Genomic DNA, 24,124 nt, shown 5'->3' on the forward strand with positions numbered 1-24,124 from the left:
CGAGTGCGGAAGGACCCGGCATGACCACCACGACCCAATCGGCGGACGGCACCGGCATCGCGTACGAACGGCTCGGACGCAGCGGGCGTCCCGGACGGCCCGCACGCCCCGGAGCTGGGCGGCCCGTCATCCTCGTCCCTGGAATCCTCTGCACCCGGGAGACGGTGCGGCCGCTGGCGGAGCAGTTGGCCGCGGCCGGTCTCGCCGCCGTGATCTACGACCGGCGGGGGCGCGGCGACTCGGGTGACACGCTCCCCTATGCGGTGGAGCGGGAGATCGAGGACCTGCACGCCGTGATCGCCGCGGCGGGCGACGACGGCGGCGGAGCCGACGTGGGGGCCGACGTGGGGGCCGACGTGTACGGCCACTCCTCGGGCGCGAGCCTCGTACTGCAGGCAGCGGCCTCGGGCGGCCTGCGCGCCGGCCGGCTGGTGCTGCACGAGCCGCCGTACGGCCCCGACGACGCGGACAGCCGACGCGCGGCGGCCGACCTCGGCAAGGCGATCGCGGCGTACATAGCCGACGACCGGCGCGAGGACGCGATCACCGCGTTCCTGACCGCTGCGGGCCTGCCGCCGGAGGCGGCGGCGCAGGCCGCGAAGGACCCGGGGATGCTGGCCGTGGCGCCCACGATGCCGTACGACTTCGAGGCGCAGGGCAACATACGCACCGGCGGGGTGCTCCCGGAGGCCGATGCCGCCAAGGTCACCGCGCCGACGCTGGTGCTTGCCGGTGCCGCGAGCCCGCCGTTCTTCCTGGACACGGCACGGCGACTGGCGGAGCTGCTGCCGCGCGGTCGGCTGCGGGTCCTCGACGGACAGGACCATGCGGCGTCGCCGGAGGCCGTCGCGCCGGTGCTCGCCGAGCACTTCGGAGCCGGGTGAGCGTCGGGTGACGGCTGCTCACGCCAGCGCCGCCACCTTCCCCGCGAGCTTCTCGATGTCGCCGCGGGGCCGCACCGGATAGGAGGTGTGGCTGCGGGCCCAGGCGTCGTCGTGGGCGTACCAGTCGATGGGCTTCGGGTCGCGGTTCTCCGCGAGGGCGGTGGCGAGTTCGGTGAAGTAGCGCTGCCAGCGGCCGTGGTAGAAGTCGCCGAGCAGGCCCTGCCATTCGCGGTTGGCGTAGTCGTGCAGCCCTTCCTCGCTGCCGGCCCGGTCGCCCCAGGTGGTCAGCAGCGAGCGGCAGTCGAACTCCAGCAGGTCGGCCTCCGCCGCGTCGGCGCCCCAGGCGCGCGCCTCGGCGAGGTGGCGGCCGAGGAGGTGCTGCGCGCTGGTGCCGACGACCTTGTCCAGCAGCACCATCAGGTCCAGCCAGCCGCGGGTGAGCTCGTCGAAGCGGCCCCGGTCCTTCGCCTCGTAAGCGGACTTGATCTGCGGCAGCAGCTCGCGGCTGCGGTTCGAGACGACCTGCCGGGCCACGTCCATCAGGTCGTGGCGGTACGCCGAACTGCCGCGCAGCGAGGCATCGACGGCCAGCAGCTCCGGCAGCGCGCGGGCAAAGGCGGCGGTGTCGTAGCGGTCCTGCTGCGGGCTCCAGGCGGCCGCCGACTTGGCGTCCAGCGACGGCCGGGCGCCGAAGAGGCCGTCGGGCGCCTCGCTCCACTTGTCCGTACGCCGCATCCCGTACGCCGTCTCGCGCAGGATCTGCCACGCCTTCGCGGCGTGCGCGTCCTCGGCCCCGTACCGCGCGGTGGCGTAGTCGCGGAACCAGGCGTCCAGGTCGATCCGGCCCGGCGTCCAGGCGAGTTCGGAGAGGAGGGCCATGGCGGCGGCGTTGTTGTCGGCGCCCTCGGGCATCATCGCGATGCCGGAGAGCTTGCTGCCCTTCTTGTCGCGCCAGGCCGGGTAGACCTCGGCCCAGTCGGGGGTGTTGGCGCCGAGCGCGGTGTGGCCGCCGAAGTTCCAGATGGAGCCGAAGGCGTACGGGGTGTCCAGCCAGTCGGACTCGCGGTCGGTGACGGTGGCGTACCGGTCGGAGAGGCCGTCGACGATCAGCATCCGGTCGCGGTCGACGGCCTTCAGGATCTCCTGCCGCGGATTCGTCTGCCAGCCGAGGATCGCCCAGATCGCCTCGGGATGCGCCCGCCGCAGCGCCGCCTCGACCCCGCGCGCCGCGTCGCCGACCGGCACGTCACCCGGGTCGCCGCCCTCGTGCAGCAGGTCCATCTTGTAGAGCCCGGTGGCGCCGAGGAGGTCCCGCTGATGGTCGTAGAAGGCGGCGGCCACGTCCGCGAAGACCGGGTCGCGCGGGTCGAGCCAGCCCGGCCGCTGGAAGCCGACCCAGGTGCCCTGCGGCACGACCTTCGCGCCCGGGTTCTTGTCCGCGAAGCCGTCGGGGACGGTGCCGACGTAGCCGGGAAAGACCGGGGTCATGCCCAGCTCGCGGATCCGGTCGGTGATGCGGACGGCGAGCACCGCGCGCTTGTCGAGCAGGCGGCGGGAGACGGGCCCTGCGAAGTGCGACATGTTCTGCAGCAGCCACCACGGCTGGTGGGCAGGGCCCGGTATCCACGCGCGCATCTCGGCGTCCGAATAACCGAAGTCGCGGAAGGTTTCGTAGTAGACGGTCTCCGCGCCGATGCCGACCAGCACCTCGTTGAAGCCGTGCAGCGCCAGCACGTCGAGGGAGCGCTCCCAGGCGTCCCAGCCGCGGTAGGCGCCCGTGTAGCCCTCGTTGGTGTCGTTGTACGCGAACCGGTGCGCGACATTCGCCGCGCCGGTCAGCTCCGCGGCGGGCGCCGGGAGCCGGTCCGGGAGGTCGAGCTGCTCGCCGGTCCAGGAGATGTTCGCCCGCGCCACCCGCTTCAGATACGCACCGAGCCCGGCGAGCGCGGCGGACGTGCTGGTGCCGCTGATCGCGATCCGGCCGTCCCTGCCGCCGACCCGGTAGCCGTCACCGTCCCCCGGCCGGACCTCCAGCTCGACCTGCCGGTGATGCCGCGGCAGCAGCCGCGCGACAGCGTCCCGCGCCGCGCCGGCCCCTCCCCCGCCATCGGCGACCGCCGCACGGGCGGACCCGTAGGCCCCGAAGGCGGCGACGCCACCCACCAGCCCGGCTCTGACGAGGAAACTCCGGCGACGCAGACTCATCCGACCTCTCCCGGGGTCTAGACCTGTGCCCGGGACCGTACGGGCGTCAAAGATCCGATGTCAAGGCATAGTTGAGGGCCCGGCAAAAGCCACCGCCGCAGGCGCCCGCACTGCCCGTACGCTGGCCCCATGACCACCTCGACCGTGGAACTCAACGACGGCCGCCACCTGCCGGCCCTCGGCTTCGGCACCTACCTCCTCGCGCCCGGCAGCACGACCCGCGACGCGGTCCGCACGGCCCTCGACGCCGGCTACCGCCACCTCGACACGGCGACGGTGTACGGCAACGAGCAGGACGTCGGCGCCGCGGTGCGCGACTCGGGGCTCGACCGCGAGGACGTCTGGATCACCACCAAGCTGTGGAACGCCGACCACGCCCGCCCCCTCGCCGCCCTCGAGACCAGCCTCGCCAAGCTGGGCGTCGACTCCGTCGACCTGTGGCTGATGCACTGGCCGGTGCGGCACCGCCTCGACAGCTGGAAGGCGATGGTACGGGCCCGCGAGGAGGGCCTGGCCCGGTCCATCGGCGTGAGCAACTTCCTCACCCCGCACCTCACCGAACTGGCCGCGAACAGCGACGTCGTCCCGGCGGTGAACCAGATCGAGCTCAGCCCGTTCCTGTACACCACCCGCGAGGACACCATCCGCGCCTGCCGCGACGCGGGCATCGCCATCGAGGCGTACAGCCCCCTCACCAAGGGCGCCCGCCTCCAGCACCCGGCCCTCGCGGAGGTGGCCGCCCACCACGGCGTCACCCCGGCCCAGGTCCTGCTCCGCTGGTCCCTGCAGCGCGACTTCATCCCACTCCCCCGCTCCCAGAACCCCGGCCGGATCCGCGCCAACGCCGACGTGGACGGCTTCACGCTCACCGCGGAGGAGCTGCGCCTCCTGGACGCCCTGGACGAGGGCCTGACGACGGGATGGGACCCGGCAGGCGCCAACTGACGGTACCGATACGCCACTTACGTACCGGCGCCACCTCTTGACATGCTCGCGATCCGCGACGACTTTGGGAGCGCTCCCAGCCAACCGCGCCCACCGGAGGGACTGGATCGTGACCCGCAAAAGATCCGCACTCGCCACCGCAGCCATAGCCGCAGCCACCGCCCTCGCCCCACTGATCGGCGCACCCCCGGCCACCGGCGCCGACTCCGCCTCCGCCTCCGCCGTGCAGGTCAACCAGGTCGGCTACCTCCCCCAAGGCCCCAAGTCCGCGACCATAGTCACCGACGCCGACGACCCGCTCCGCTGGACGCTCCGCGACGGCGCCGGAAAGGTACGCGCCACCGGGCAGACCACACCGGCCGGCGAGGACGCGAGCGCCCGCCAGCGCGTGCACAAGGCCGACTTCAGCGGCTTCCACCGCTCCGGTACGGGCTTCACGCTCACGGCGGGCGACAAGACAAGCGCGCCGTTCGCGGTGGGCGGTGACCTGTACCGTCCGCTGCGAAGCGACGCGCTGGCGTACTTCTATCACAACCGCGCCGGCATCCCCATCTCCGCGGACCTCGTCGGCGATGCGTACGCCAGGCCGGCCGGGCACCTCAACGTGGCCCCCAACCAGGGTGATAACGACGTCCCCTGCCGCCCCGGCGAGTGCGACTACCGCCTCGACGTCCCGCACGGCTGGTACGACGCCGGCGACCAGGGCAAGTACGTCGTCAACGGCGGCATCTCCGTCGCCACGGTGATGTCCGCCTACGAACGCACCCTGACCGCCGACGACGCCGACGGCGGCCCGCTCGGCGACGGGAAGCTGCGGGTCCCCGAGCGCGGCAATGGCGTGCCGGACGTGCTCGACGAGGCCCGCTGGGAGCTGGAGTTCCTGCTGGAAATGCAGGTGCCCAAGGGCCGGCCGCTCGCCGGCACGGCGCACCACAAGCTGCACGACCGCGCCTGGACCGGCCTGCCCACCCGCCCCGAGCAGGACGCGCAGCCGCGCGAGCTGCACCCGCCGTCCACCGCCGCCACCCTCAATCTCGCGGCCGCCGCCGCCCAATGCGCCCGCCTCTTCCGCCCGTACGACCGCGCCTTCGCCGCCCGCTGCAAGGCCGCCGCGACGAGCGCGTACGACGCCGCCCGCGCGCACCCCGCGATGTACGCGGACCCGGGCGACTCCACCGGCGGCGGCGCGTACAGCGATGACAACGTCACCGACGAGTTCTACTGGGCGGCCGCCGAGCTCTACCTGAGCACGCGCGACGACCGCTACCGCCGCGACGTCACCGCCTCGCCACTGCACGGCGACGCCGACGCGATCTTCCCGCAGGGCGGCCTGAACTGGGGCGCGGTGGCCGGGCTCGGCGCCCTGGACCTGGCCACGGTCAGGGGCGGTCTCGGCGGCCACGAGCTGGGTGCCGTACGCGGCGTGGTGACGAAGGCCGCCGACCGCTTCGCGGCCCAGTCGCGCGCGTCCGGCTACGGGGTGCCGTACGCGCCCGCCGACGGCCAGTACGTGTGGGGCTCCAACAGCCAGGTGCTCAACAACGCCCTGGTCCTGGCCACCGCCCACGACCTGACCGGCGCCCGCCGCTACCGCGACGCCGCGCTCAGCGGCCTCGACTACCTCCTCGGCCGCAACCCGCTCGGCCAGTCGTACGTGACCGGCTACGGCGAGCTCGACTCCCGGAACCAGCACCACCGCTTCTGGGCCCACCAGAACGACCCGACCCTGCCGCACCCGCCCCCCGGCGCCCTCGCCGGCGGCCCCAACTCCGGCCTCCAGGACCCGATCGCGGCCGAGAAGCTCAAGGGCTGCGCCCCGGCGGCGTGCTACATCGACCACATCGAGTCGTACTCGACCAACGAGGTCGCCATCAACTGGAACGCCCCACTCGCCTGGCTCGCCTCCTTCGCGGATGACGCCTCTTGACGCGGCGTTGGTCCAGACCTAATCTCCTGCGCCAACGCCGGAGTTCATGTCGGTGCCCCGTATCCACATACGCGAACGGAAGGCAGCCACCATGCAGGTCACCCCCACGACCTCACACCGCCGCAGAGCCCGCACGTCCCTCCTGGCCGGCGCGGCCGCCGTCGCCGCACTGGTCGCCGGGGTCGCCGCCTGGCCCGGCGCGGACCGGGCGGGCGCGGCGCCCGCGAGCTTCACCCACCCCGGAGTCACCGTCTCGAAGGGCCAGCTGGACTTCGTACGCGGCAAGGTCGAGGCCGGCGCGCAGCCCTGGAAGGCCGCGTTCGACCAGATGAAGGCGAGCAAGTACGCCGACCTCGGCCGCACTCCCAAGCCGCGCGCGGTCGTCGAGTGCGGCTCGTACTCGAACCCGAACTACGGCTGCACCGACGAGCGCGAGGACGCCATCGCGGCGTACACGGACGCGCTCGCCTGGTACATCACGCGCGACGACCGCTACGCGAAGAAGGCGATCGCGCTGATGGACGCGTGGTCCGGCACGATCAAGGACCACACCAACAGCAACGCGCCACTGCAGACGGGGTGGGCGGGTTCGGTCTGGCCGCGGGCGGCCGAGATCATCAAGCACACGTATACGGGCAGCTGGGCGAACTCCGGGCGCTTCGGCACGATGCTGCGCGACGTCTACCTCCCCGAGATCATCAACGGCTCGAACTCCAACGGCAACTGGGAGCTGTCGATGATGGAGGCGGCGGTCGGCATCTCCGTCTTCCTGGAGGACAAGTCGTCGTACGACAAGGCAATGGCGAAGTTCCGCACGCGGACGGCCGCGTACGTCTACCTCTCCTCGGACGGCCCGCTCCCGAAGACCGTGCCGAGCCAGAACCTCGACACCAAGGAGAAGATCGTCAAGTACTGGCAGGGCCAGTCCACCTTCGTCACCGGCCTCAGCCAGGAGACCTGCCGCGACTTCACGCACACCGGCTACGGCATCTCCGCCATCTCCCATGTGGCCGAGACCAGCCGCATCCAGGGCCAGGACCTGTACGGCACCGACGTAGGCGAACGCCTCCGCCAGGCCCTCGGCTTCCACGCCAAGTACGAACTGGGCGAGACCCCACCGAGCTGGCTCTGCGGCGGCACGGTCAAGCGAGGCCTCGGCCCGATCCCAGAAGTCGGCTTCAACGCCCTCCACAACCGCCTCGGCCTACCGATGACCAACACCCAGAAACTCACCGAACAAGGCCGCCCAGCAGCCTCCAACAACCTCTTCGTCGCCTGGGAGACTCTCACCCACGCCGCAAACGACGGCTGACGGGAGGCAAGGCTTTGTGCGTGTACCGCCCTTGACCCTGGCCTGGGTGAGCCGGCAGCTGGCGGCTGATGAGCGGATCGTCAGGGTCGAGGAGTTGGTCGGTGGTGCCACCGCCGAGATGCGCCGGCTGAGCATCGAGGCGCCGGATGGGAGCAGCCGTGACCTGGTGCTGCGGACCTTCGTCGACCCCTTCTTCGTAAAGCATGCCGACGACTGGCTGAAGCGGGAGGCCGGCGCTCTGGAGCTGCTCACCGGGACCGGTGTGCCGGCTCCCGCACTGGTCGCGGTCGATCCGGGCGCCGCGCATTGCGCGTACCCGTCGCTCCTCATGACGCATCTGGCGGGCCGGTCGGTCTTCGGCGACGAGAGCGTCGAAGACCGCATCCCGCTGCTGGCCCGCCAGCTCGTCGCCATCCACGCGCTGCGCCCCGCCTCGCGGCCCCGGGACTACGAGGCGTGGACGACGGCCGACACCGTCGTGACTCCGGCAGGCGCCGACACCGCGGCATGGGCCGCGGCCATCGACATGATCCGCAAGCCCCCGCCACCCTATGAGGGGTGCTACCTTCACCGGGACTTCCACCCCGGCAATGTGCTCTTCGACGCCTCCCGGATCACCGGCGTCATCGACTGGGCACAGCCCTCCTGGGGCCCAGCGGATCTCGACGTAGCCCACTGCTCCACCAACCTCGCGGTGCTGCACGGCCCGGCGTGGGGTCCACGGTTCTCCGACGCATACGAGGAGGCCGGCGGGGTATTGGCCGCGGACGCACGTGAGCGGCTGTACTGGCGGGTGCGGGACGCGCTGGCGCTCTCCGAAGAGCTGCATTTGGTCGCGCGAGGATGGCGGGAGGCCGGCAGGACGGACCTCACGGAACCCGCCGTCGAGGCGCGGCTCGATGCCTATGTCACCGCCCTGATGGACGTACGCGGCTGAACCGAATAGCCCCCATCTCACCCGCGGATGAGACCTGACGCCCCGCCGGGCCCTGTGCTGCACTCGCATCAATCGAGTGCCGAAGGAGACCGACGTGCAGCATGAGCAGGCGATGTCCGCCGGCCCCGGGACCGGTCCCAGGACCGTGGTCGTCACCGGGGGGACCAGCGGCATCGGGGCCGCGATCGGGCGGCGGTTCGCTGCGGACGGGGATCGCGTCATTGCCGTCGGGCTGCCTGCCCCGGCCGCAGCGGCCGAGGAGGGGGGCGGGGTTCCGGGGCCGGGGTGGGTCGAGACCGTGGAGCTCGACGTGACGCATGGGGATGCGCTGAGCGGGTTTCTCGCCGGGATCGACGAGCTGCATGTCCTCGTGAACGCCGCCGGGACCATCGCCCGCGACGAGGAATTCGATCCGCAGACCTTCGCCCACGTCATCAATGTGAATCTCACCGGCACCATGCACACCTGCACCGCCGCCCGCACCGCACTCGCCAGATCCGGCGGCTGCATCATCAATATCGCCTCCATGCTCAGCTACTTCGGCGGCGCCCGCGTCCCCGCCTACAGCTCCAGCAAAGGCGGCGTCATGCAGCTCACCAAGTCGCTCGCCGTCGCCTGGGCCGGTGAGGGGATACGGGTGAATGCGGTCGCCCCCGGCTGGATACGCACCGGACTGACCCAGGATCTTCAAGAGAACGAGGAGAACAGCCGGCGCATCATCGACCGCACCCCGATGCGGCGTTGGGGCACCCCCTCCGATATCGCCGGAGCCGTTTCCTTCCTTGCCGGGCCCGACGCGACCTTCATTACGGGTGCCGTACTCGCCGTCGATGGCGGTTATCTCGCCTGTTGAATCGAGGGGCCCCGCCCGCCCCTCCCCCGAAAGGAGTCTCCGCATGAGTAGTTCCAGTCCATCCTCCGGGCCCGTAATACCCGCATCCTCCGTCGTCCCTCCCGAAATCGCCGTCGCCGCCATCCCCGAAGACGACCGCGTATGGGTGCCGCAGGCGCCGAATGTCTGGTTCCGGCCGCTCATGTTCAATACCGTGACCGGGCAGTGGTGCAATCTGCTCAAGGTGACCGCCTCCGGAATCATCTCCCGGCATCGCCACCCCGGCGTCGTCTTCGGATATGTCATCAAAGGCAAGTGGCATTACTACGAGCACGACTGGGTCGCCGAGGCCGGGCACTTCGTATACGAGCCGCCCGGGGAGATCCACACCCTCGCCGTGCCGCCGGACTGCGACGAGATGATCACGTTCTTCAATATCACCGGGGCCATGGCCTACGTTGACGAGGACGGGGTCCAGACCGGGTACGAGGACACCTTCACGAAGATCGACATGTGCCGGGCGCACTACGAGAAGGCCGGGCTCGGGGGCGGCTACGTCGACCAGTTCATCCGCTGATGTCCGCCGCGCGCGGCAGATCAGTCGATCACGGACCGTTCCCGCCGCCCCGCCCCGCGGGTAGCCTGCTAACCGATCAAGGTGATCGGAGGGCGGCGGCCGTGGACCTCAGCAGCGTGCACCACTATCGCATCGACTGGATCGCCAGCTTCGTCGCCGTCGCCCACCACGGCAGCTTCTCCGCCGCGGCAAAGGCGCTGTACCGGTCGCAGCCGCGGGTGAGCAGCCACGTGGCAGCGCTGGAACGGCTGGTGGGGCGGCGGCTGGTCGACCGGTCGGTCCAGCCCGCCATCCTCACCCCCGAGGGGCGGGGGCTGCTCCCGCACGCCGAGGAAATCATCCGACGTCTCGACCTGCTGGCCGAGCTCGCCGACGGCACGGTCTGCGGGACGGTGCGGCTGGGGTGCTATCCGAGCGTGGCCGCGTATCTGTATCCGCGGATGGTACGGGCCTTGCGGGCCACGCATCCGCAGGTGCGGCTGGTGCTGCACGAGGGGCCCAGCATCGAGCTCGGGCGGCGGCTCACCGACGGGAGCGTCGATCTCGCCGTACGGCCGCTGCATCCCCTCGTCAATTCCGATCGCGTGGCCAGCCAGGTGCTGTGGCGGGAACCCCTCGTCGCCGTATTCCGGGACGACCACCCACTCGCCGCGGCAAGCGGAGTGACCCTCGCGCAGACCGCGGCGCTGCCGGTCATCAGCATCGGGGAGAGCGACGACGGGCACAGCCGGCAGTACGAGACCAACCTCGCCTTCGCCAATCTCGGGCTGCAGCCGGTGATCTGCGAGCGCACCAATCAGCCGCAGACGCTCATCTCGCTCGTACGGCACGGGCTGGGCGTCGGGGTCACCAATGCGCTTGCCATGACCACCGCCGATACGACAGGCGTCACGCTGGTGCCGATCAGCGACGCGAACTGCGAGCGGGTCGTGGCCACATGGTGGCGGCTCGGGGAGGCATCGCCCGCGGTGGAGGCGGTGCGGGAGCGGCTGAGCAAGCTGCCGGTGCCCGAATGGCCGTGGACATCCGCGAGTCGGATACCGGCATCCGCGACCGAGGATTAACGCCCGTACCAAACCGCTCCTAGTGTTCGCCAGGCGGAAGTTCACGCATTTCCATTCCGGTTGGTGAGGCATTTGCCAACGCAGCAGACGGGAGCTCACCCCACATGGCCACTATTCCTGACGAGACCGTCGAGGCATTCCGTTCCATAGCTACCGCCTCGGTCGCCGACGCCGTCGAGCAGCACGGGCTGCGCGGGTTTCTCGCGGGCAGCATCCGCCAGGTGCTTCCGGGCCAGAAGCTCGTCGGGCCCGCCGTGACCGTGCAAGAGGTCCCCTCCCCCGAGTCCGTGCCGCCCGAGCATGCGCTGCAGGCCATCGACGAGTCGGCGCCGGGGAGCGTGGTGTGCATCGCGGCCGGGGGCGCGGAGGTGGCGGTGTGGGGCGGGCTGATGACCGCGGGCGCGGTCGCGAACCGGCTCGCGGGCGCGGTGCTGGACGGCGGGGTGCGGGATGTGGAGGAGATCCGGCGGGATTACCCGGACTTCGCGGTCTATGCGCGCGGCAGCGTGCCCGCGACGACCGTGGGCCGGTACCGGACCGTATGCCTGAATGAGCCGGTCGAGATCGGCGGCACCGCCGTATCGCCCGGGGATCTCATCGTCGCCGACAGCGACGGGGTCGTGTGCGTACCGGCGCATCTCATCGACAAGGTCCTCGAAGGCGCGCAGGAGATCGAGCGGCGGGAGCGGGAGCAGACCGCGCTGATTCTCGAGTCGGGTTCGCTGCGCGGCGGGCTCGAGAAGTACAACAGGATCTGAGGCGGCCGCATGGATGTCATCGCGGTCGGAGAGCCGCTGCTGGAGTTCAATTCCGTCGGCGCCGCCGACGAGCCGGTCGCGGCGGGTGCCGCCTTTGCCGTCGGGTACGGCGGGGATACGAGCAACTTCGCGATCGCCGCGGCCCGTTCCGGCGCCCGCGCGGGATATGTCACGCGGATCGGCGACGACGAATTCGGGGCCGCCTTCGTACGGCTGTGGGAACGCGAAGGCGTCACGGCGGAGCATGTGGTGCGCGAGCCGGGCGGGCGTACCGGGATCTACTTCATTGCCCGTACGCCATCGGCCAGCTCGTTCACGTACTACCGGGCCAATTCCCCCGCCAGCCGGCTCACCCCCGCCGATATTCCGGAGGAGGCGATCGCCGGGGCCCGGCTGCTGCACCTTTCCGGGATCACCCAGGCGATTTCCACCTCCGCCTGCGATGCGGCATTCCACGCGATGGAGACGGCGCGGCGGAGCTCGACGCTCATTTCGTACGACCCGAATCTGCGGCCCGCGCTGTGGCCGGCCGAGCGGGCCCGGGCGATCGTGATGCGCAGCGTGGAGCTGTGCGACATCGCGCTGCCGAACCTTGAGGAAGGGCGGGTGCTGACCGGGCTGCAGGAGCCGGAGGAAGTGCTCGATGCCTTCGTACGGCGCGGCCCCTCGGTCGTGGCGCTGAAGCTGGGCGCGCAGGGCGTGCTGCTGGCGCACGACGGTGCGGTCACCCGGATCGCGCCGCATCCGGTGACGCCGGTGGATTCCACCGGGGCCGGAGACACCTTCGACGGCGCCTTCGCCGCGCGGCTGACCGGCGGTGCGTCGCCGGAGGAGGCCGCGCGTTACGCGGCGGTCGCGGCCGCACTCACCACGACCGGCCCTGGCGCGGTCACCCCCATACCGCACCGCGACGTCGTGGACGCCGCGGCCGGAGCCGAGAAACCACCGTCAACCGGACCGATCAGGAGATGAGAAGTCATGGGTAGGCCCCTACGCCACACCGTGGTCGCGGCATGCTCGGGGATGCTGCTGCTCGCGGGGTGTTCCGACGGCTCGACCGTCGACGACGACGTGGCCGGCGCCGACGGCGCCGCGCCCACGCAGGTCAAGGCGGGGTATGTGTCGGCGATCGACCAGGTCGGGCTGCCGGCCGGGGTCGAGGCCGGATACTTCGACGAGGAGAACCTCAACGTCAAGCTGGCGCAGCCGTATCCGACGGGCGTCGACGCCCTCAACGCGCTGCAGGCGGGCGAGGTCGACTTCGTGCAGGTCGGTACGCCCGCGATCGCCGCCGCGCAGAAGGGCATCGACCTAGCGCTGGTGGGCAACTACACCGGGTCGTCCAGCCAGCAGAGCATCGACGAGACGATGGCGGTGGTGGCAGCCGCCAAGTCCGGCGTCGACGGCAAGGACCTGAAGTCCCTGAAGGGCAAGAAGATCGGGGTGTCCGAGGGGTCCATCAACCACCTGTATCTGCTGGGTGTGCTGGACAAGGCCGGGCTGAAGACCAGTGATGTGAAGATCGTGAACACCGAGCCGCCGGACATGGCGGTGGCGCTGAAGACCGGCGGCATCGATGTGGCGATCGTGTGGGATCCGTTCCCGATCTCCATCACCGATTCGGTGGCGGGCGCCAAGGAGGTGCTGCGCGGCGGCGGCTACATACCGTTCGTCGGCTACATCGTCACCACTCCCAAGTACGCGAAGGAGCACCCGGAGGAGGTGCGCCGCTTCCTGACGGCGCGGGCGCGTACCGACCAGTGGATGCGCAAGAACCCGACGGACGCCGCGGACTCCGCGACCCGCTGGCTGCCCGGCACCAAGAAGGCCGTGGCCCGCAAGGCGATGAAGCACAACGTCAAGCAGCTCGACGGCCGCTTCTCCGCCTGCAACTACCTCGCCCTCGACACCCTCGCCCGGCTGCTGGCCGAGCAGGGCGATGTGAAGTCCGGCTTCGACGTGGGCAAGTACTTCGACCCGGAGCCGATCCTCGACGTGATGGCGAAGAACGACAAGCTCTTCGCCGACCTGCCGCAGGTCCCGAAGGCCGCGGGCATCGAGCGCGGCTACACCTTCGAGCGCGGCGCGGCTTCGAAGGCCTGCCCGTCGTGACCGCGCAGTCCGTGAAGCCCGCCGAGCGGGTCAAACCCGCGGGGCGGGCCAGTCCCCTGGGCAAGCGAGTCGGTCCCGCGCTGTGGTTCGTCGGACCGCTCGGCGTACTGGTGGCGGTGTGGGCGGTCGCGGTGGCGGCGTCCGGGGCGCCGATGCGGGTGTTTCCGCAGGTCGGCGACGTGGCCTCGGCGATCGGGGACATGTGGACGAGCGGCGATCTCTTCCGGCATCTGGGCGCCAGCCTGAAGCGGATGGGGCTGGGGATCGTGCTGGCGCTGGTGACGGCGCTGCCTTTCGGGATCGCGCTCGGGTCGAGCCGGCTGCTGTCGGCGTTCTTCGCGCCGCTGCTGCGGTTCTCGGTGGCGCTCGCGGGCATCGCGTGGATTCCGGTGGCGACCCTCTGGTTCGGGTACGGGGACCGCGCGGTGATCTTCATCGTGTGGAATGCGATGTTCTTCGCGATCACGTACAACGCGATGCTGGGCGTACGGCAGATCCCGCTGCAGCTGCTGCGGGCCGCCCGCAGCATGGGGACGTCCCGGACGCGGATGTTCACCGAGGTGCTGCTGCCGGGCGCGCTGCCGAGCATCGTGACGGGGCTGCGCGTCGGCCTCGGGTACGGCTGGCGCGGGCTGGTCGCGGCCGAGATCATCGCGTCGGACGCGGGGCTCGGCTACGCCCTGTTCCAGGCGCAGAAGTACTTCCGCACCGACGTCATCATCGCCTCGATGGTGATCATCGGTGTGCTGTGGCTGCTGATGGACCGGCTGCTGCTGGCGCCGCTCGAGCGGCGCACCGTGCAGCGGTGGGGCATGACGGGGGTGGGTCGCTGATGGCCGTGGTAACCGCGAAGCCCGTACGGGCCGTACCGACCAAGCGACGTGCGCCGCTCTGGCGGCGGCTGGCGCGCAGCGGCACCTTCCGCACGCTGGGTCCCTTCGTGCCGGTGGTCGCGCTGTGGTGGCTGCTGGCGGCGCTGGAGGTGTTCCCGAAGGAGTTCTTCGTCGGGCCGCCGACGGTGGTCGAGAAGCTCGGTGAGCTGCTGGAGAAGGGCATCCTGCCGGGCTATCTGTCCGATTCGCTGACCCGGCTCGGGTACGGGGTCGGCTTCGGGCTGCTGATCGGGCTGCCGCTGGGGTACGCGGTGGCGATGCTGCCGCGGCTGCGGCGGTTCTGCTGGCCGATTCTGCTGTTCTTCCAGGCGATTGCCGATATCGCGTGGCTGCCGATCGTCATTGTGTGGTTCGGGTTCAGTCTGACGTCGGTGACCTTTGTGCTCGTCTACACGATCGTCTTTCCGCTGATGCTGAGCGTCGTCGCGGGTGTCGAGCAGGTGCCGCGGGAGCTGGTCAGGGCCGCGCGATCGCTGGGGGCCGGGCGGTGGCGGGTGTTCCTCGAGGTGATCGTGCCCGGGGCGCTGCCCTCGGTGGCCGGCGGGATCCGTACCGGCCTCGGCTATGGCTGGCGGGCGCTGGTGGCCGCGGAGATCATCGTCGGCACCAGCGGTGTCGGCTTCATGATGTTCGACGCCCGCCGCGTCGGCGACATCAGCCAGGTGTTCCTGGGCATGGCCGTGCTCGGGGCGCTCTGGTACGCGCTGGACGCGCTGATTCTGGCCCCGTTCGAGCGGGCGACCGTCGAACGCTGGGGAATGGTACGCAGGTTGGAGGCCGACGGATGACCGCCCTGGAGATTAGCGGGCTGCACAAGACATACACGGACGACTACAGCGGTGAGGAGGTCACCGCGATCGACGACGTGTCCTTCGCCGTCGAACAGGGCGAGTTCGTGTCGGTGCTGGGGCCGAGCGGCTGCGGCAAGACGACCGTGCTGAACATCGTCGCCGGGTTCGTGGACCTGACGGCGGGCGATGTGGTGGTGGACGGGCGGCCGGTCGCGGGGCCGGGGCCCGACCGCGGGGTGGTCTTCCAGAGCCATGCGCTGTTCCCGTGGAAGACGGTGCTGGGGAATGTCGTCTTCGGGCTGCGGATGCGCGGCGTGCCGCGGGATGAACGCACCGCGCGGGCGGAGGAGTTCCTGGAGCTCGTCGGCCTCAGCGGCTTCGAGCACCGGTATCCGCACGAGTTGTCCGGCGGCATGCAGCAGCGTCTCGGAGTGGCCCGGGTGCTCGCGAACGAGCCGGCGGTGATGCTCATGGACGAGCCGTTCGCGTCCATCGACGCGCAGACCCGGCGCAAGCTGCAGGAGGACCTCACCGGGATCTTCGAGAGCCGGCGGCCGACGGTCTTCTTCGTCACCCATGACGTGGACGAGGCGGTGTTCCTGTCCGACCGGGTGGTGGTGCTGTCAGGCCGGCCGAGCCGGGTGCGGGAGATCGTCGATGTGCCGCTGCCGCGACCGCGGCGATGGGACGACGCGCTCGCGTCCCCGGAACTCCGGGCCATCGCGAACCGGGTCAACGAACTGCTGGCGGGAGATGAGGCCGATGCCGGTCAACTCGACGCTGCTTCGTAGAGCCGCGAAGAGCCCCACGCTGCGCAAGCTGGCGGTGGTCGTGCTGATCGTCCTCGCGTACCAGGTGTGGCTGAGCGTGCAGGCCGGCGGCAAGGCAGGCCCCGGCGTCGGCGCCGAGCGGGACGCGCGCGGGCGCTTCTCGGTGGACGTCAGGCTCGGCTTCGCGCCCGAGCGCTATCACATTCTGCAGCTGCAGAAGCACGGGCGGATCGCCGGCACGGACGGGCATGTGGTGCATCTGCGGGGGGTGGCGCCGGCGGGAGTCGATGCGCTGGCACGGGAGTACTGGATCAAGGAACTCGAGGCCCCGAAAGGATCCGCACGATGAATGACGCACATCTTTCCGGCAGTTCACGTCGTACGTTCCTCATGACCGGCTCGACTGCGGCCGCCGCGGCCGTCGGCGTCTCCCTGACCGCGGCCCCGCCCGCCGCCGGCGCCACATCCGGTCAGGCGCCGTTCCCGCAGCTCAACTGGCCGGACGAGGTCAGCGAAGGCGCCGACACCCCCAAGCTGTGCCAGTGGATGTCCCGTAATCCGAAGCCGGAGACGGTCCGCCGCTGGCGGCAGGCCGGCATCACCGGCGCCCTCGTCACCGACGTGCCCAAGGTGCCCTGGCAGGCCGCCGAACTCCAGGCCGACCGGGAGCGGCTGGAGGAGCAGGGCATGCACGTCACCGCGTATCTGATCAGCGCGCCCGACGCGGTGGTACGCGGCGAGGACGGCCGGGACAAGGCCATCGACGACATCAAGGCGTCGCTGCGGGCGGCGGGCGCGGCCGGGATTCCGGTGGTCGAGTACAACTGGTATGTCCACCGCCTCTTCGAGGGCTACTACGAGGAGATCGACGAGGACGACCGGCCCGGCGCCGGCTACACCGCCTTCTCCCTCGACCACGAGGTGGACGGCGTGAAGGTCCGCGACCTGCCGCGCCCCGACGGCGTTCCGGCCTTCACCCGCGAGGAGCTGTGGGAGCACTTCGAGTACTTCCTGCGCGAGGTGATGCCGGTGGCGGAGGAGGCCGGCGTGCGGATGGCGGTGCACCCCAACGACCCGCCCGCCGCGGTCAGCCGCGGCAATCCGCAGATCCTCGGGTCGGTGGCGGACTGGAAGCGGATGGTGGAGACGGTCGACAGCCCGTCGAACGGCATGACCGTGCACTCCGGCGTCACCGCCGAGACCGGCTTCGACTCGGTCGACTTCCTGCGCTGGATGGCCCGCAAGGACCGGGTCAACCACATCCACTACCGCAACGTCCGCGTCGACGAGCCGCGGGTGAAGTACGCGGAGGTCTTCCCCGACACCGGCGAGACCGACATGTTCGGCTTCATGCGGATGCTGGTCCGCGCCGGCTACGACCGCGGCATCCTGGCCGAGCATCCGCGGGCGCTGGACTTCGACCGGGAGAACGGGTCGGTCGAGGACAACCAGTACAAGGACGTGGGCGGCGGCGGCCATGGCGGCGAGCTCTACGACACCGGCTACGCCCGCGCGATGATGCAGGCGGCGCTGATCATGGAGCGTGGCCGGCCGGGGCGCCGGTGACCGGGCAGCTGTCCGGTGCCGCCGCCCGGGCCGCGCTCGGGCGTGGCGTCGCCGCCGTCGCGGACGCGGTCGGCGTCACGCTGGGGCCGGGCGGCCGGCAGGTGGTGCTCGGCACCGCGGACGGCCCTGTGGTGACGGCGGACGGCGCCGCGGTGGCCGAGGCGGTGGAGCTGCCGGATCCGTACGAGAACCTGGGCGCCCGGCTCGTACGCGAGGCCGCCGGGCGCACGCGGGAGGTGGCCGGGGACGGGGCCGCGACCACGGTCGTGCTCGCCGGGGCGCTGTTCGCGGCGGGGCTGCGCGCGGTGACGGCGGGCGCCGATCCGCTCGCGGTGCGGCGCGGCATGGCGGCCGCCGCCGGGGCGGCCGACGGGCGGCTCGCGGCGGCGGCGCGGCCGTTGGCCGGTGAGCAGGAGGCGGCCGTGGTGGCGGGCGCGGCGGCCGGGGACCGGGAGTGGGGCGAGCTGATCGCGCGGGCGTGCGCGAAGGCCGGGGCGCATGGTGCGGTGACGGTGGAGGAAGCGCATGTGCCGGACCTGGAGGCCGAGTTCGGGGCGGGCGTGCGGCTCGAGCAGGGGCTGCTCAGCCCGCTGATGGTCACCCATCCCGAGCAGGGTGCGGCGGTGCTCGAGGACGCGTATCTGCTGCTGCACCCGGGGCAGATCGGCGGGGTGCGGGAGCTGCTGCCCGTGCTGGACAAGGTCGCCGCCACCGGGCGGCCGCTGCTGGTCGTCGCGGGCGGCATCGGCGGGGAGGCGCTGTCGGCGCTGGTCATGAACCGGCTGCGGGGCACGCTCCTGTGCGCCGCCATTGCCGCGCCGGCGCTCGGCGAACGCCGCCGGGCGCACGTCGAGGACCTGGCGGCGCTCACCGGCGGCGAGGTGGTCGCGCCGGAGGCCGGGCTGCCGCTGGAGCAGGTCGGGCTCGGCCAACTCGGCCGGGCGGCGCGGGTGGTGGCCACGAAGAGCGGCACCACCGTGACCGGCGGCGCCGGGTCGGCGACGGTCGTCGAGGCGCGGGTGCGGCAGCTGGAGTACGCCCGAACCGGCGCCGCCGGCTTCGACCGGGAGGTGCTCGGCACCCGCCTGGCCCGGCTGACCGGCGGTGTGTGCGTGCTGAAGGTGGGCGCGCCGACGGATGCCGAGAGCGCCGAGCGGGCGCGACGGGTGACCGCGGCGGTCGCGGCGACCCGGGCGGCGATGGCGGACGGCGTGGTCAGCGGCGGCGGCTGCGCCCTGGCCGCGGCGGCGCCGCCCCTCAGCGCAGCGGCGGGCGACGAGCGGGCCGGCGCGCTGGCGGTACGGGACGCGCTCGCCGCACCCGCGCGCCGGATCGCCGCCAACTCCGGCCCCGACGGCGCCCACATCGCCGCCCGGCTCGCCGGACTGCCCGCGGGCCATGGCTGGGACGCCGCCACCCGCACCTTCCGCGATCTGGCGGCGGCCGGAGTGCTGGACCCCGTACGGGTGCCGCGCACCGCGCTCGCGCACGCGGTCTCCGTCGCCGGGCTGCTGCTCACCGCGGGCGGTCTGGTCGTGGACCGGCGCCCCGCGGACCCGGACGCGGTCAGCTGGCGGCGGCGCGGGCACGGGCACCACCACGGGCACGGTCACAGTCACGGCCATCACCACCACTGACCGCCCGGTCAACACCCATGAAGCCGAAGGGCTATTCGTAAAGCGGATCGGCCCTCCTCTCATTCCCAGCGCCCGATTGTGAGCCGTCCGGCGCGACGGTAGACCTCGGTCATGCTGCGTACCGACCTGCGTCTCGAATGGCTCGTGTCCTTCCTCGGCGTCGTCGACACCGGCAGCTTCAGCGCCGCGGCGGAGGTGACGCACCGCTCGCAGGGCCGGGTGAGCATGCATGTCGCCGCCCTGGAGAAGGAGGCGGGGGTGCCGCTCTTCGACCGCGACCGGCGGCCGGTGTCCCTCACCGATGCGGGGGTGGCGCTCGCCGACCACGCCCGCGCCATCCTGCGGCAACTCGCGGGCGCCGAGGCGGCCATGGCCGGCTATCGCGGTGCGGCCCGCGGGCTGGTGACGCTCGGCAGCTATCCGAGTGCGTCCGTGGCGTTCGTACCGCAGCTGCTGGAGCGCATGGCGCGCACCCGCCCGGCGATCAAGGTGATCCTGGTGGAGCGGTCCACGCTGGAGCTCGACGCCGCGCTGGCGGCCGGTGAGGTGGACATCTGCCTGCGGCCGATGACGCCGCCGCCCGGCCCTTCGGTGGAGTTCCGGCCGCTGTGGCGGGAGGGGCTCATCGTCGTACACCCGCCGGGCCATCCGCTCGCCGAGCTGCCGGAGCCGCTGCCGCTGGCCGAGGTCGCCTGCCATCCGCTGATCACCATCGGCCGGCTCGGCTCCCCGGAGGCGATGAACTTCGAGACCTACCGCGCCTTCCGCGAACGCGGCCTGGAGCCGCACGCGGTGCAGGCCACCAACCAGCCGCAGACCCTCATCTCCCTCGTCCGCAGCGGCCTCGGCGTGGGCGTCACCAACAGCCTGGCCGTCTCCACCGCCGACACCGACGGCGTCGTGGCCCGCCGCCTGGACGTCCCCTGCGGCCGCCGCGTCGCCGTCCACTGGTCCACCACCAGCCCCCTGACCCCGCCGGCCCGCACCCTCCTCCGCGAAATAGCGGCCTCCGAACCCCCGGCCGGCACCCGCCCGCTCCAGGTGGACCACGACCGAGGGCTGGTATCACCTGGGCACTTGCCGGGCTGACCGGCGCGGATCCGGAACCCGGATAGTGGCATCAGGGATGTGCGCTTAACAGCGGATCCCGGCCTTCCTAGGTTGTAGCGCACAACGATCCACGAGGCGGATGGGGGCCGGGATGACGGCAGAGAAGCTCACGCGTCGGACGGTACTGGGGCGGAGCGCGGCCGTGGGCGGAGCCCTCGCGCTGGGCCCGCTCGCGGCGGGCGAGGCGGCGGCCGAGAGCGGCGGCGCACGGGCGAAGAAGGGCGCGTACGAGAAGATCGGGGTCCGGCCGCTGATCAACGGGCGCGGCACGTACACCGTCCTGAGCGGCTCGCTGATCCTGCCCGAGGTGCGGTCGGCGATCGATGCGGCGGCGCGGGAGTACGTGCAGCTGGACGAGCTCGCGGACGGGATCGGGAAGCGGCTCGGCGAGCTGACCCGCGCGGAGTTCGGGATGGTGGCCTCCGGCTGCGCGGCGGCGCTGACGCATGCGACGGCCGCGTGTACCGCGGGCGGCAACCCGGATCTGCACGTGCGGATACCGGATCTCACGGGCTTCGAGAAGACCGAGGCGATCATTCCCAAGCATTCCAGGAATGTGTACGAGGCCGCGATCAGCGCCGTCGGCCTCAAGGTCGTCGAGGTCGATACCAAGGAGGAGCTGAAGGCGGCGCTCGGGCCGCAGACCGCGCTCGTCTACATCTTCGCCATGCCCCGGGTCGACGAGAGCGAGCTCGACACCAAGACGATCGCCGAGCTCGCCCACGAGAAGGACGTGCCGGTGCTGGTGGACGCCGCCGCCGAGGTCCTCACCATCCCCAACGTGCACCTCGAACGCGGCGCCGACCTGGTCGCGTACAGCGGCGGCAAGGCGCTGCGCGGCCCGCAGTCGGCCGGCATCCTGCTCGGCCGCGAGGACCTGGTCCGCGCCGCCTGGGTGCACAGCGCCCCGCACCACGGCTTCGCCCGCGGCTTCAAGGTCGGCAAGGAAGAGGCCATGGGCATGCTGGCCGCGGTGGAGATGTGGGTGCGCCGCGACCACAAGGCCGAGTACGAGCGCTGGACTTCATGGCTGAACACCATCGCCCGGCGGGTGAAGAGCGCCGTGCCCGGCGTCACGTCGAAGATCGTGCAGCCGGAGGGCCTCTCCAACCGCACCCCGACGCTGAACCTGCTGTGGGATGCCGAAAAGGCCGGCGTGCTGGGCCAGACGATCGTGGACGCGCTGTGGGAGGGCTCACCGCGGATCGCGATCAATGCCGCCTCGGGCGACGACCCGGCACAGTCCGGGGTGGCCGTCACGCCTTACATGCTCGAGCCCGGCAACGACAAGACGATCGCCGACGCGGTCGTGAAGCTGCTCAAGGACCCGCCGCCCGCACCCGAGCCGCCGAAGCCGCCGACCGTGGACGCCTCCGGCACCTGGGAGCTGGAGATCACGTACACGGCGGGCACGTCCTCGGCGCACGAGCTGAAGCTGAGCCAGGACGGCGCGAAGATCACCGGCACGCATCGCGGGGACTTCGTCTCCCGGGACGCGACCGGCTCCGTCAGCGGCGCCGAGGTGACGGTGCGCAGCAATTACGGGGAGGAGCACGGCGACTCGCTGTCCTTCACCTTCACCGGCACCCTCGACGGCGACCGCATCAGCGGCAAGGTCGACATGGGCGAGTACCTGAAGGGCAGCTGGAAGGCCACCAAGAAGTCCTGAGCGCGTCCCCGACCCTTCTTTCCACCTGTCATGCCCTGAACAACCCCTGGAGGACATGTGAGCTCGAACCGACGTGACTTCATCCGCAAGGCGCCCGCCGTCGCGGCCATCGCGGCCGTGCCGACGGTGGCCGGCGCCGGCGCGGCTTCGGCGGCCGACACCAAGCACGGCCACAAGCCGAAGAAGGAGGTGCACTACCCCGGTGGCGAGGAGCCGCCGGAGAACCCGCTGTTCAGCCCCATCGTCACGTACGGCTCGATGGTCTTCATCTCCGGCATCGGCGCCCACTTCGAGGGCGATATCAAGGACCACACCGAGCATGTGCTGAACGAGGTGGAGCGCTACCTGGAGTCGGTCGGCTCCTCGATGAAGAAGGTGCTCAAGGTCAACGTCTACCTCAACACCCTCGACGACTACGACGGCATGAACGAGGTGTTCCTCGGCCGCTGGGGCCCCGAGCCGGGCGTCCGCACCACGATCGCCGCCGCGGCCGGCATCCCCGGGGACTCGCTGGTCGAGATCGATTGCATCGCGGTCATATGAGGGCCGACGGGATGGAGATACGCAACCGCGCCCGCGTACTGGCAGCGCCCGCCGCGGCGCTCGGCATGGTCGTGGGCAAGGCGGCCCCGGCCGCGGCGGCCCCCTCCGGCGCGGCGGCCGAGGAGGCAGGGGCGTACGACCTCGTCATCCAGCGCGGCCATGTCATCGACCCGAAGAACAAGCTGAACGCCGTGCGGGACATCGCCGTCAAGGACGGGAAGATCGCCGAGGTGGCGAAGAGCATCGACGCCTCGGGGGCGAAGCAGACCGTGGACGCCCGCGGGCAGTACGTCACCCCGGGCCTGATCGATCTGCACGCCCACCTGTTCTACGGGCCGGCGAACGACTACGCGGACGGCAAGAACGGCGTGGTGCCGGACGGGTTCACCTTCCGCAGCGGCGTCACCACCGCGGTGGACGCCGGCTCCTCGGGGGCCGCCAACTTCGAGCTGTTCAAGAAGAAGATCATCGACCGCGCAGAGACCCGGGTGCTGGCGTTCCTCAACATCGTCGGCAAGGGCATGGGCGGCGCCAAGGTCGAGCAGGACACCGGCGACATGCGGCCGGGGCCCGCGGTCGACAAAGCCGAGCAGTATCCGGGGCTGATCGTCGGCATCAAGACGGCACACTACGAGGGCGCCGACTGGATCGCGGTGGACCGTTCGCTGGAGGCCGGTGTGCGCGCGGACCTCCCGGTGAAGGTCGACTTCGGCTCCGACCACCCCGAGCGCCCGCTGGAGCAGCTGCTCACCGAGAAGCTCCGCCGCGGCGACATCTACACGCACGCCTACTCGGGGCTGCGCCGCGAGCTCGTGGACGGCAGGCTCAACTCGGGCATGCACGCGGGCCGCCGGCGCGGGGTGCTCTTCGACGTCGGGCACGGCGGCGGCAGCTTCGGGTGGGACGTGGTGAAGCAGGCCATGAAGGAAGGCTTTCCGCCCGACACCATCTCCACCGACCTGCACATCACGAGCATGAACTCCGGGATGAAGGACATGGCCAACCTCATGTCGAAGTTCCTGGTGCTCGGGATTCCGCTGACGGACGTGATCAAGGCGTCCACCTGGATGCCGGCGCAGACCATCGGCCGCCCCGACCTCGGGCACCTGTCGGAGGGCGCACCGGCCGACATCGCGGTCCTCTCCGCCGACCGTGGCACGTTCGGCTTCACGGACAGCTTCGGCTATCGCATCGACGGCAAGCGGAAGCTCACGGCGCAGGTGACCGTGCGCGCCGGGAAGGTGGTCTGGGATCTGAACGGCATGGCCGCGAAGGCCTGGACTCCGGATGCGGTGGAGCGCCCCGCGGCGGGGACTTTCGCGCACTGCTGAACAGAACCGGCGGGCGGGCGGCAGCACGGGCCGTCCGCCCGCCGCGGCGGGTCAGGGCCGGTTCAGTCCCCCACGACGATCGACCCGATCATCGTCAGCAGCAGCACGGTCCAGAAGAACCACAGCCACCCGCTGCTGCCCAGCGCCACGGAGTACGCCGACACGGCCACCAGACCGCCCGCGGTGCACCCCACCAGAGTCTTCAGGGAACCGGACATTGCCGCACCACCCCACCCGTCGCCTAGCCGAGTGACTCGCCCC

General features: G+C 71.4%; 22 protein-coding genes and 1 pseudogene. 21 read left to right on the plus strand and 2 right to left on the minus strand.

Annotation, left to right across the window (positions count from 1 at the left end; genetic code table 11):
- Nucleotides 1–20: 20 nt before the first annotated feature.
- Nucleotides 21–884 (plus strand): alpha/beta fold hydrolase, encoded by an 864-nt coding sequence (locus ACNNMR_RS02880; RefSeq protein ID WP_419992891.1) that lies wholly within the window; start codon nt 21–23, stop codon nt 882–884.
- An 18-nt stretch (nt 885–902) separates the two neighbouring features.
- On the opposite strand, the gene ACNNMR_RS02885 is transcribed toward ACNNMR_RS02880, so the two are convergent.
- The gene (locus ACNNMR_RS02885) at nt 903–3,089 is read right to left on the minus strand and encodes an alpha-N-acetylglucosaminidase (RefSeq protein ID WP_419992892.1); all 2,187 of its coding nucleotides are present in this window, start codon (nt 3,087–3,089) and stop codon (nt 903–905) included.
- A 129-nt stretch (nt 3,090–3,218) separates the two neighbouring features.
- Here ACNNMR_RS02885 and ACNNMR_RS02890 point away from each other — a divergent pair, with 129 nt between their 5' ends.
- The 20 genes and pseudogenes from ACNNMR_RS02890 (at nt 3,219) to ACNNMR_RS02985 (ending at nt 23,863) form a co-directional block, all read left to right on the plus strand.
- Nucleotides 3,219–4,034, plus strand: coding sequence for an aldo/keto reductase (locus ACNNMR_RS02890; protein WP_419992893.1), 816 nt, complete (start codon nt 3,219–3,221; stop codon nt 4,032–4,034).
- A gap of 184 nt (nt 4,035–4,218) precedes the next feature.
- Nucleotides 4,219–5,961: pseudogene (locus ACNNMR_RS02895) on the plus strand (glycoside hydrolase family 9 protein); the annotation flags it as partial.
- A gap of 91 nt (nt 5,962–6,052) precedes the next feature.
- Nucleotides 6,053–7,273 carry an alginate lyase family protein gene (locus ACNNMR_RS02900; protein WP_419992894.1) on the plus strand — a complete coding sequence of 407 codons (1,221 nt, stop codon included), beginning with the start codon at nt 6,053–6,055 and terminating at the stop codon, nt 7,271–7,273.
- A 46-nt stretch (nt 7,274–7,319) separates the two neighbouring features.
- Nucleotides 7,320–8,210, plus strand: a complete 891-nt coding sequence (locus ACNNMR_RS02905) for a phosphotransferase family protein (protein ID WP_419992895.1) — start codon at nt 7,320–7,322, stop codon at nt 8,208–8,210.
- Nucleotides 8,211–8,304: 94 nt separating this feature from the next.
- Nucleotides 8,305–9,063, plus strand: a complete 759-nt coding sequence (locus ACNNMR_RS02910) for an SDR family NAD(P)-dependent oxidoreductase (RefSeq protein WP_419992896.1) — start codon at nt 8,305–8,307, stop codon at nt 9,061–9,063.
- 43 nt (nt 9,064–9,106) lie between these two features.
- Nucleotides 9,107–9,619 carry a 2,4'-dihydroxyacetophenone dioxygenase family protein gene (locus ACNNMR_RS02915; protein ID WP_419992897.1) on the plus strand — a complete coding sequence of 171 codons (513 nt, stop codon included), beginning with the start codon at nt 9,107–9,109 and terminating at the stop codon, nt 9,617–9,619.
- A 101-nt stretch (nt 9,620–9,720) separates the two neighbouring features.
- A complete protein-coding gene (locus ACNNMR_RS02920) occupies nt 9,721–10,683 on the plus strand; it encodes a LysR family transcriptional regulator (RefSeq protein ID WP_419992898.1) in 963 nt (320 codons plus the stop codon).
- A gap of 104 nt (nt 10,684–10,787) precedes the next feature.
- On the plus strand, nt 10,788–11,441 hold the full coding sequence (locus ACNNMR_RS02925) for an RraA family protein (protein WP_419992899.1): 654 nt from the start codon (nt 10,788–10,790) through the stop codon (nt 11,439–11,441).
- Between the two features lie 9 nt (nt 11,442–11,450).
- Nucleotides 11,451–12,413: a sugar kinase gene (locus ACNNMR_RS02930; protein WP_419992900.1), complete on the plus strand. Its 963-nt coding sequence runs from the start codon at nt 11,451–11,453 to the stop codon at nt 12,411–12,413.
- Nucleotides 12,414–12,419: 6 nt separating this feature from the next.
- Entirely contained in the window at nt 12,420–13,553 is a 1,134-nt protein-coding gene (locus tag ACNNMR_RS02935; protein WP_419992901.1) for an ABC transporter substrate-binding protein, read from the plus strand.
- Nucleotides 13,550–14,386 (plus strand): ABC transporter permease, encoded by an 837-nt coding sequence (locus ACNNMR_RS02940; RefSeq protein WP_419992902.1) that lies wholly within the window; start codon nt 13,550–13,552, stop codon nt 14,384–14,386. The genes ACNNMR_RS02935 and ACNNMR_RS02940 overlap by 4 nt, the downstream gene beginning before the upstream one ends.
- Nucleotides 14,386–15,234: an ABC transporter permease gene (locus ACNNMR_RS02945; RefSeq protein WP_419992903.1), complete on the plus strand. Its 849-nt coding sequence runs from the start codon at nt 14,386–14,388 to the stop codon at nt 15,232–15,234. Before ACNNMR_RS02940 ends, ACNNMR_RS02945 begins: the two co-directional genes overlap by 1 nt.
- Nucleotides 15,231–16,028, plus strand: a complete 798-nt coding sequence (locus tag ACNNMR_RS02950; protein WP_419992904.1) for an ABC transporter ATP-binding protein — start codon at nt 15,231–15,233, stop codon at nt 16,026–16,028. The genes ACNNMR_RS02945 and ACNNMR_RS02950 overlap by 4 nt, the downstream gene beginning before the upstream one ends.
- Complete coding sequence (locus ACNNMR_RS02955; protein WP_419992905.1) at nt 16,000–16,356, plus strand: hypothetical protein; 357 nt, start codon at nt 16,000–16,002, stop codon at nt 16,354–16,356. Before ACNNMR_RS02950 ends, ACNNMR_RS02955 begins: the two co-directional genes overlap by 29 nt.
- Nucleotides 16,357–16,397: 41 nt before the next feature.
- Nucleotides 16,398–17,573, plus strand: a complete 1,176-nt coding sequence (locus tag ACNNMR_RS02960; protein WP_419992906.1) for a mannonate dehydratase — start codon at nt 16,398–16,400, stop codon at nt 17,571–17,573.
- Nucleotides 17,570–19,210, plus strand: a complete 1,641-nt coding sequence (gene groEL / locus ACNNMR_RS02965) for a chaperonin GroEL (protein WP_419992907.1) — start codon at nt 17,570–17,572, stop codon at nt 19,208–19,210. The genes ACNNMR_RS02960 and groEL overlap by 4 nt, the downstream gene beginning before the upstream one ends.
- Nucleotides 19,211–19,321: 111 nt before the next feature.
- The gene (locus ACNNMR_RS02970) at nt 19,322–20,299 is read left to right on the plus strand and encodes a LysR family transcriptional regulator (protein ID WP_419992908.1); all 978 of its coding nucleotides are present in this window, start codon (nt 19,322–19,324) and stop codon (nt 20,297–20,299) included.
- Nucleotides 20,300–20,462: 163 nt separating this feature from the next.
- Nucleotides 20,463–21,989: an aminotransferase class V-fold PLP-dependent enzyme gene (locus ACNNMR_RS02975; protein WP_419992909.1), complete on the plus strand. Its 1,527-nt coding sequence runs from the start codon at nt 20,463–20,465 to the stop codon at nt 21,987–21,989.
- 57 nt (nt 21,990–22,046) lie between these two features.
- A complete protein-coding gene (locus ACNNMR_RS02980; RefSeq protein WP_419992910.1) occupies nt 22,047–22,532 on the plus strand; it encodes a RidA family protein in 486 nt (161 codons plus the stop codon).
- 11 nt (nt 22,533–22,543) lie between these two features.
- The gene (locus tag ACNNMR_RS02985; protein WP_419992911.1) at nt 22,544–23,863 is read left to right on the plus strand and encodes an amidohydrolase/deacetylase family metallohydrolase; all 1,320 of its coding nucleotides are present in this window, start codon (nt 22,544–22,546) and stop codon (nt 23,861–23,863) included.
- Between the two features lie 62 nt (nt 23,864–23,925).
- Here ACNNMR_RS02985 and ACNNMR_RS02990 read toward each other — a convergent pair whose 3' ends face one another.
- Nucleotides 23,926–24,081 carry a hypothetical protein gene (locus ACNNMR_RS02990; protein ID WP_419992912.1) on the minus strand — a complete coding sequence of 52 codons (156 nt, stop codon included), beginning with the start codon at nt 24,079–24,081 and terminating at the stop codon, nt 23,926–23,928.
- Nucleotides 24,082–24,124: the final 43 nt, after the last annotated feature.

This window comes from Streptomyces boninensis (assembly GCF_048572725.1).
Classification (GTDB): Bacteria; Actinomycetota; Actinomycetes; order Streptomycetales; family Streptomycetaceae; genus Streptomyces; species Streptomyces boninensis.

Coding starts and splice junctions, on each gene's coding strand:
- ACNNMR_RS02880 (WP_419992891.1), top strand. CDS start 21: ATGACCACCACGACCCAATCGGCGGACGGCACCGGCATCGCGTACGAA.
- ACNNMR_RS02885 (WP_419992892.1), bottom strand. CDS start 3,089: ATGAGTCTGCGTCGCCGGAGTTTCCTCGTCAGAGCCGGGCTGGTGGGT.
- ACNNMR_RS02890 (WP_419992893.1), top strand. CDS start 3,219: ATGACCACCTCGACCGTGGAACTCAACGACGGCCGCCACCTGCCGGCC.
- ACNNMR_RS02900 (WP_419992894.1), top strand. CDS start 6,053: ATGCAGGTCACCCCCACGACCTCACACCGCCGCAGAGCCCGCACGTCC.
- ACNNMR_RS02915 (WP_419992897.1), top strand. CDS start 9,107: ATGAGTAGTTCCAGTCCATCCTCCGGGCCCGTAATACCCGCATCCTCC.
- ACNNMR_RS02925 (WP_419992899.1), top strand. CDS start 10,788: ATGGCCACTATTCCTGACGAGACCGTCGAGGCATTCCGTTCCATAGCT.
- ACNNMR_RS02930 (WP_419992900.1), top strand. CDS start 11,451: ATGGATGTCATCGCGGTCGGAGAGCCGCTGCTGGAGTTCAATTCCGTC.
- ACNNMR_RS02935 (WP_419992901.1), top strand. CDS start 12,420: ATGGGTAGGCCCCTACGCCACACCGTGGTCGCGGCATGCTCGGGGATG.
- ACNNMR_RS02945 (WP_419992903.1), top strand. CDS start 14,386: ATGGCCGTGGTAACCGCGAAGCCCGTACGGGCCGTACCGACCAAGCGA.
- ACNNMR_RS02950 (WP_419992904.1), top strand. CDS start 15,231: ATGACCGCCCTGGAGATTAGCGGGCTGCACAAGACATACACGGACGAC.
- ACNNMR_RS02955 (WP_419992905.1), top strand. CDS start 16,000: ATGCCGGTCAACTCGACGCTGCTTCGTAGAGCCGCGAAGAGCCCCACG.
- ACNNMR_RS02960 (WP_419992906.1), top strand. CDS start 16,398: ATGACCGGCTCGACTGCGGCCGCCGCGGCCGTCGGCGTCTCCCTGACC.
- ACNNMR_RS02970 (WP_419992908.1), top strand. CDS start 19,322: ATGCTGCGTACCGACCTGCGTCTCGAATGGCTCGTGTCCTTCCTCGGC.
- ACNNMR_RS02985 (WP_419992911.1), top strand. CDS start 22,544: ATGGAGATACGCAACCGCGCCCGCGTACTGGCAGCGCCCGCCGCGGCG.
- ACNNMR_RS02990 (WP_419992912.1), bottom strand. CDS start 24,081: ATGTCCGGTTCCCTGAAGACTCTGGTGGGGTGCACCGCGGGCGGTCTG.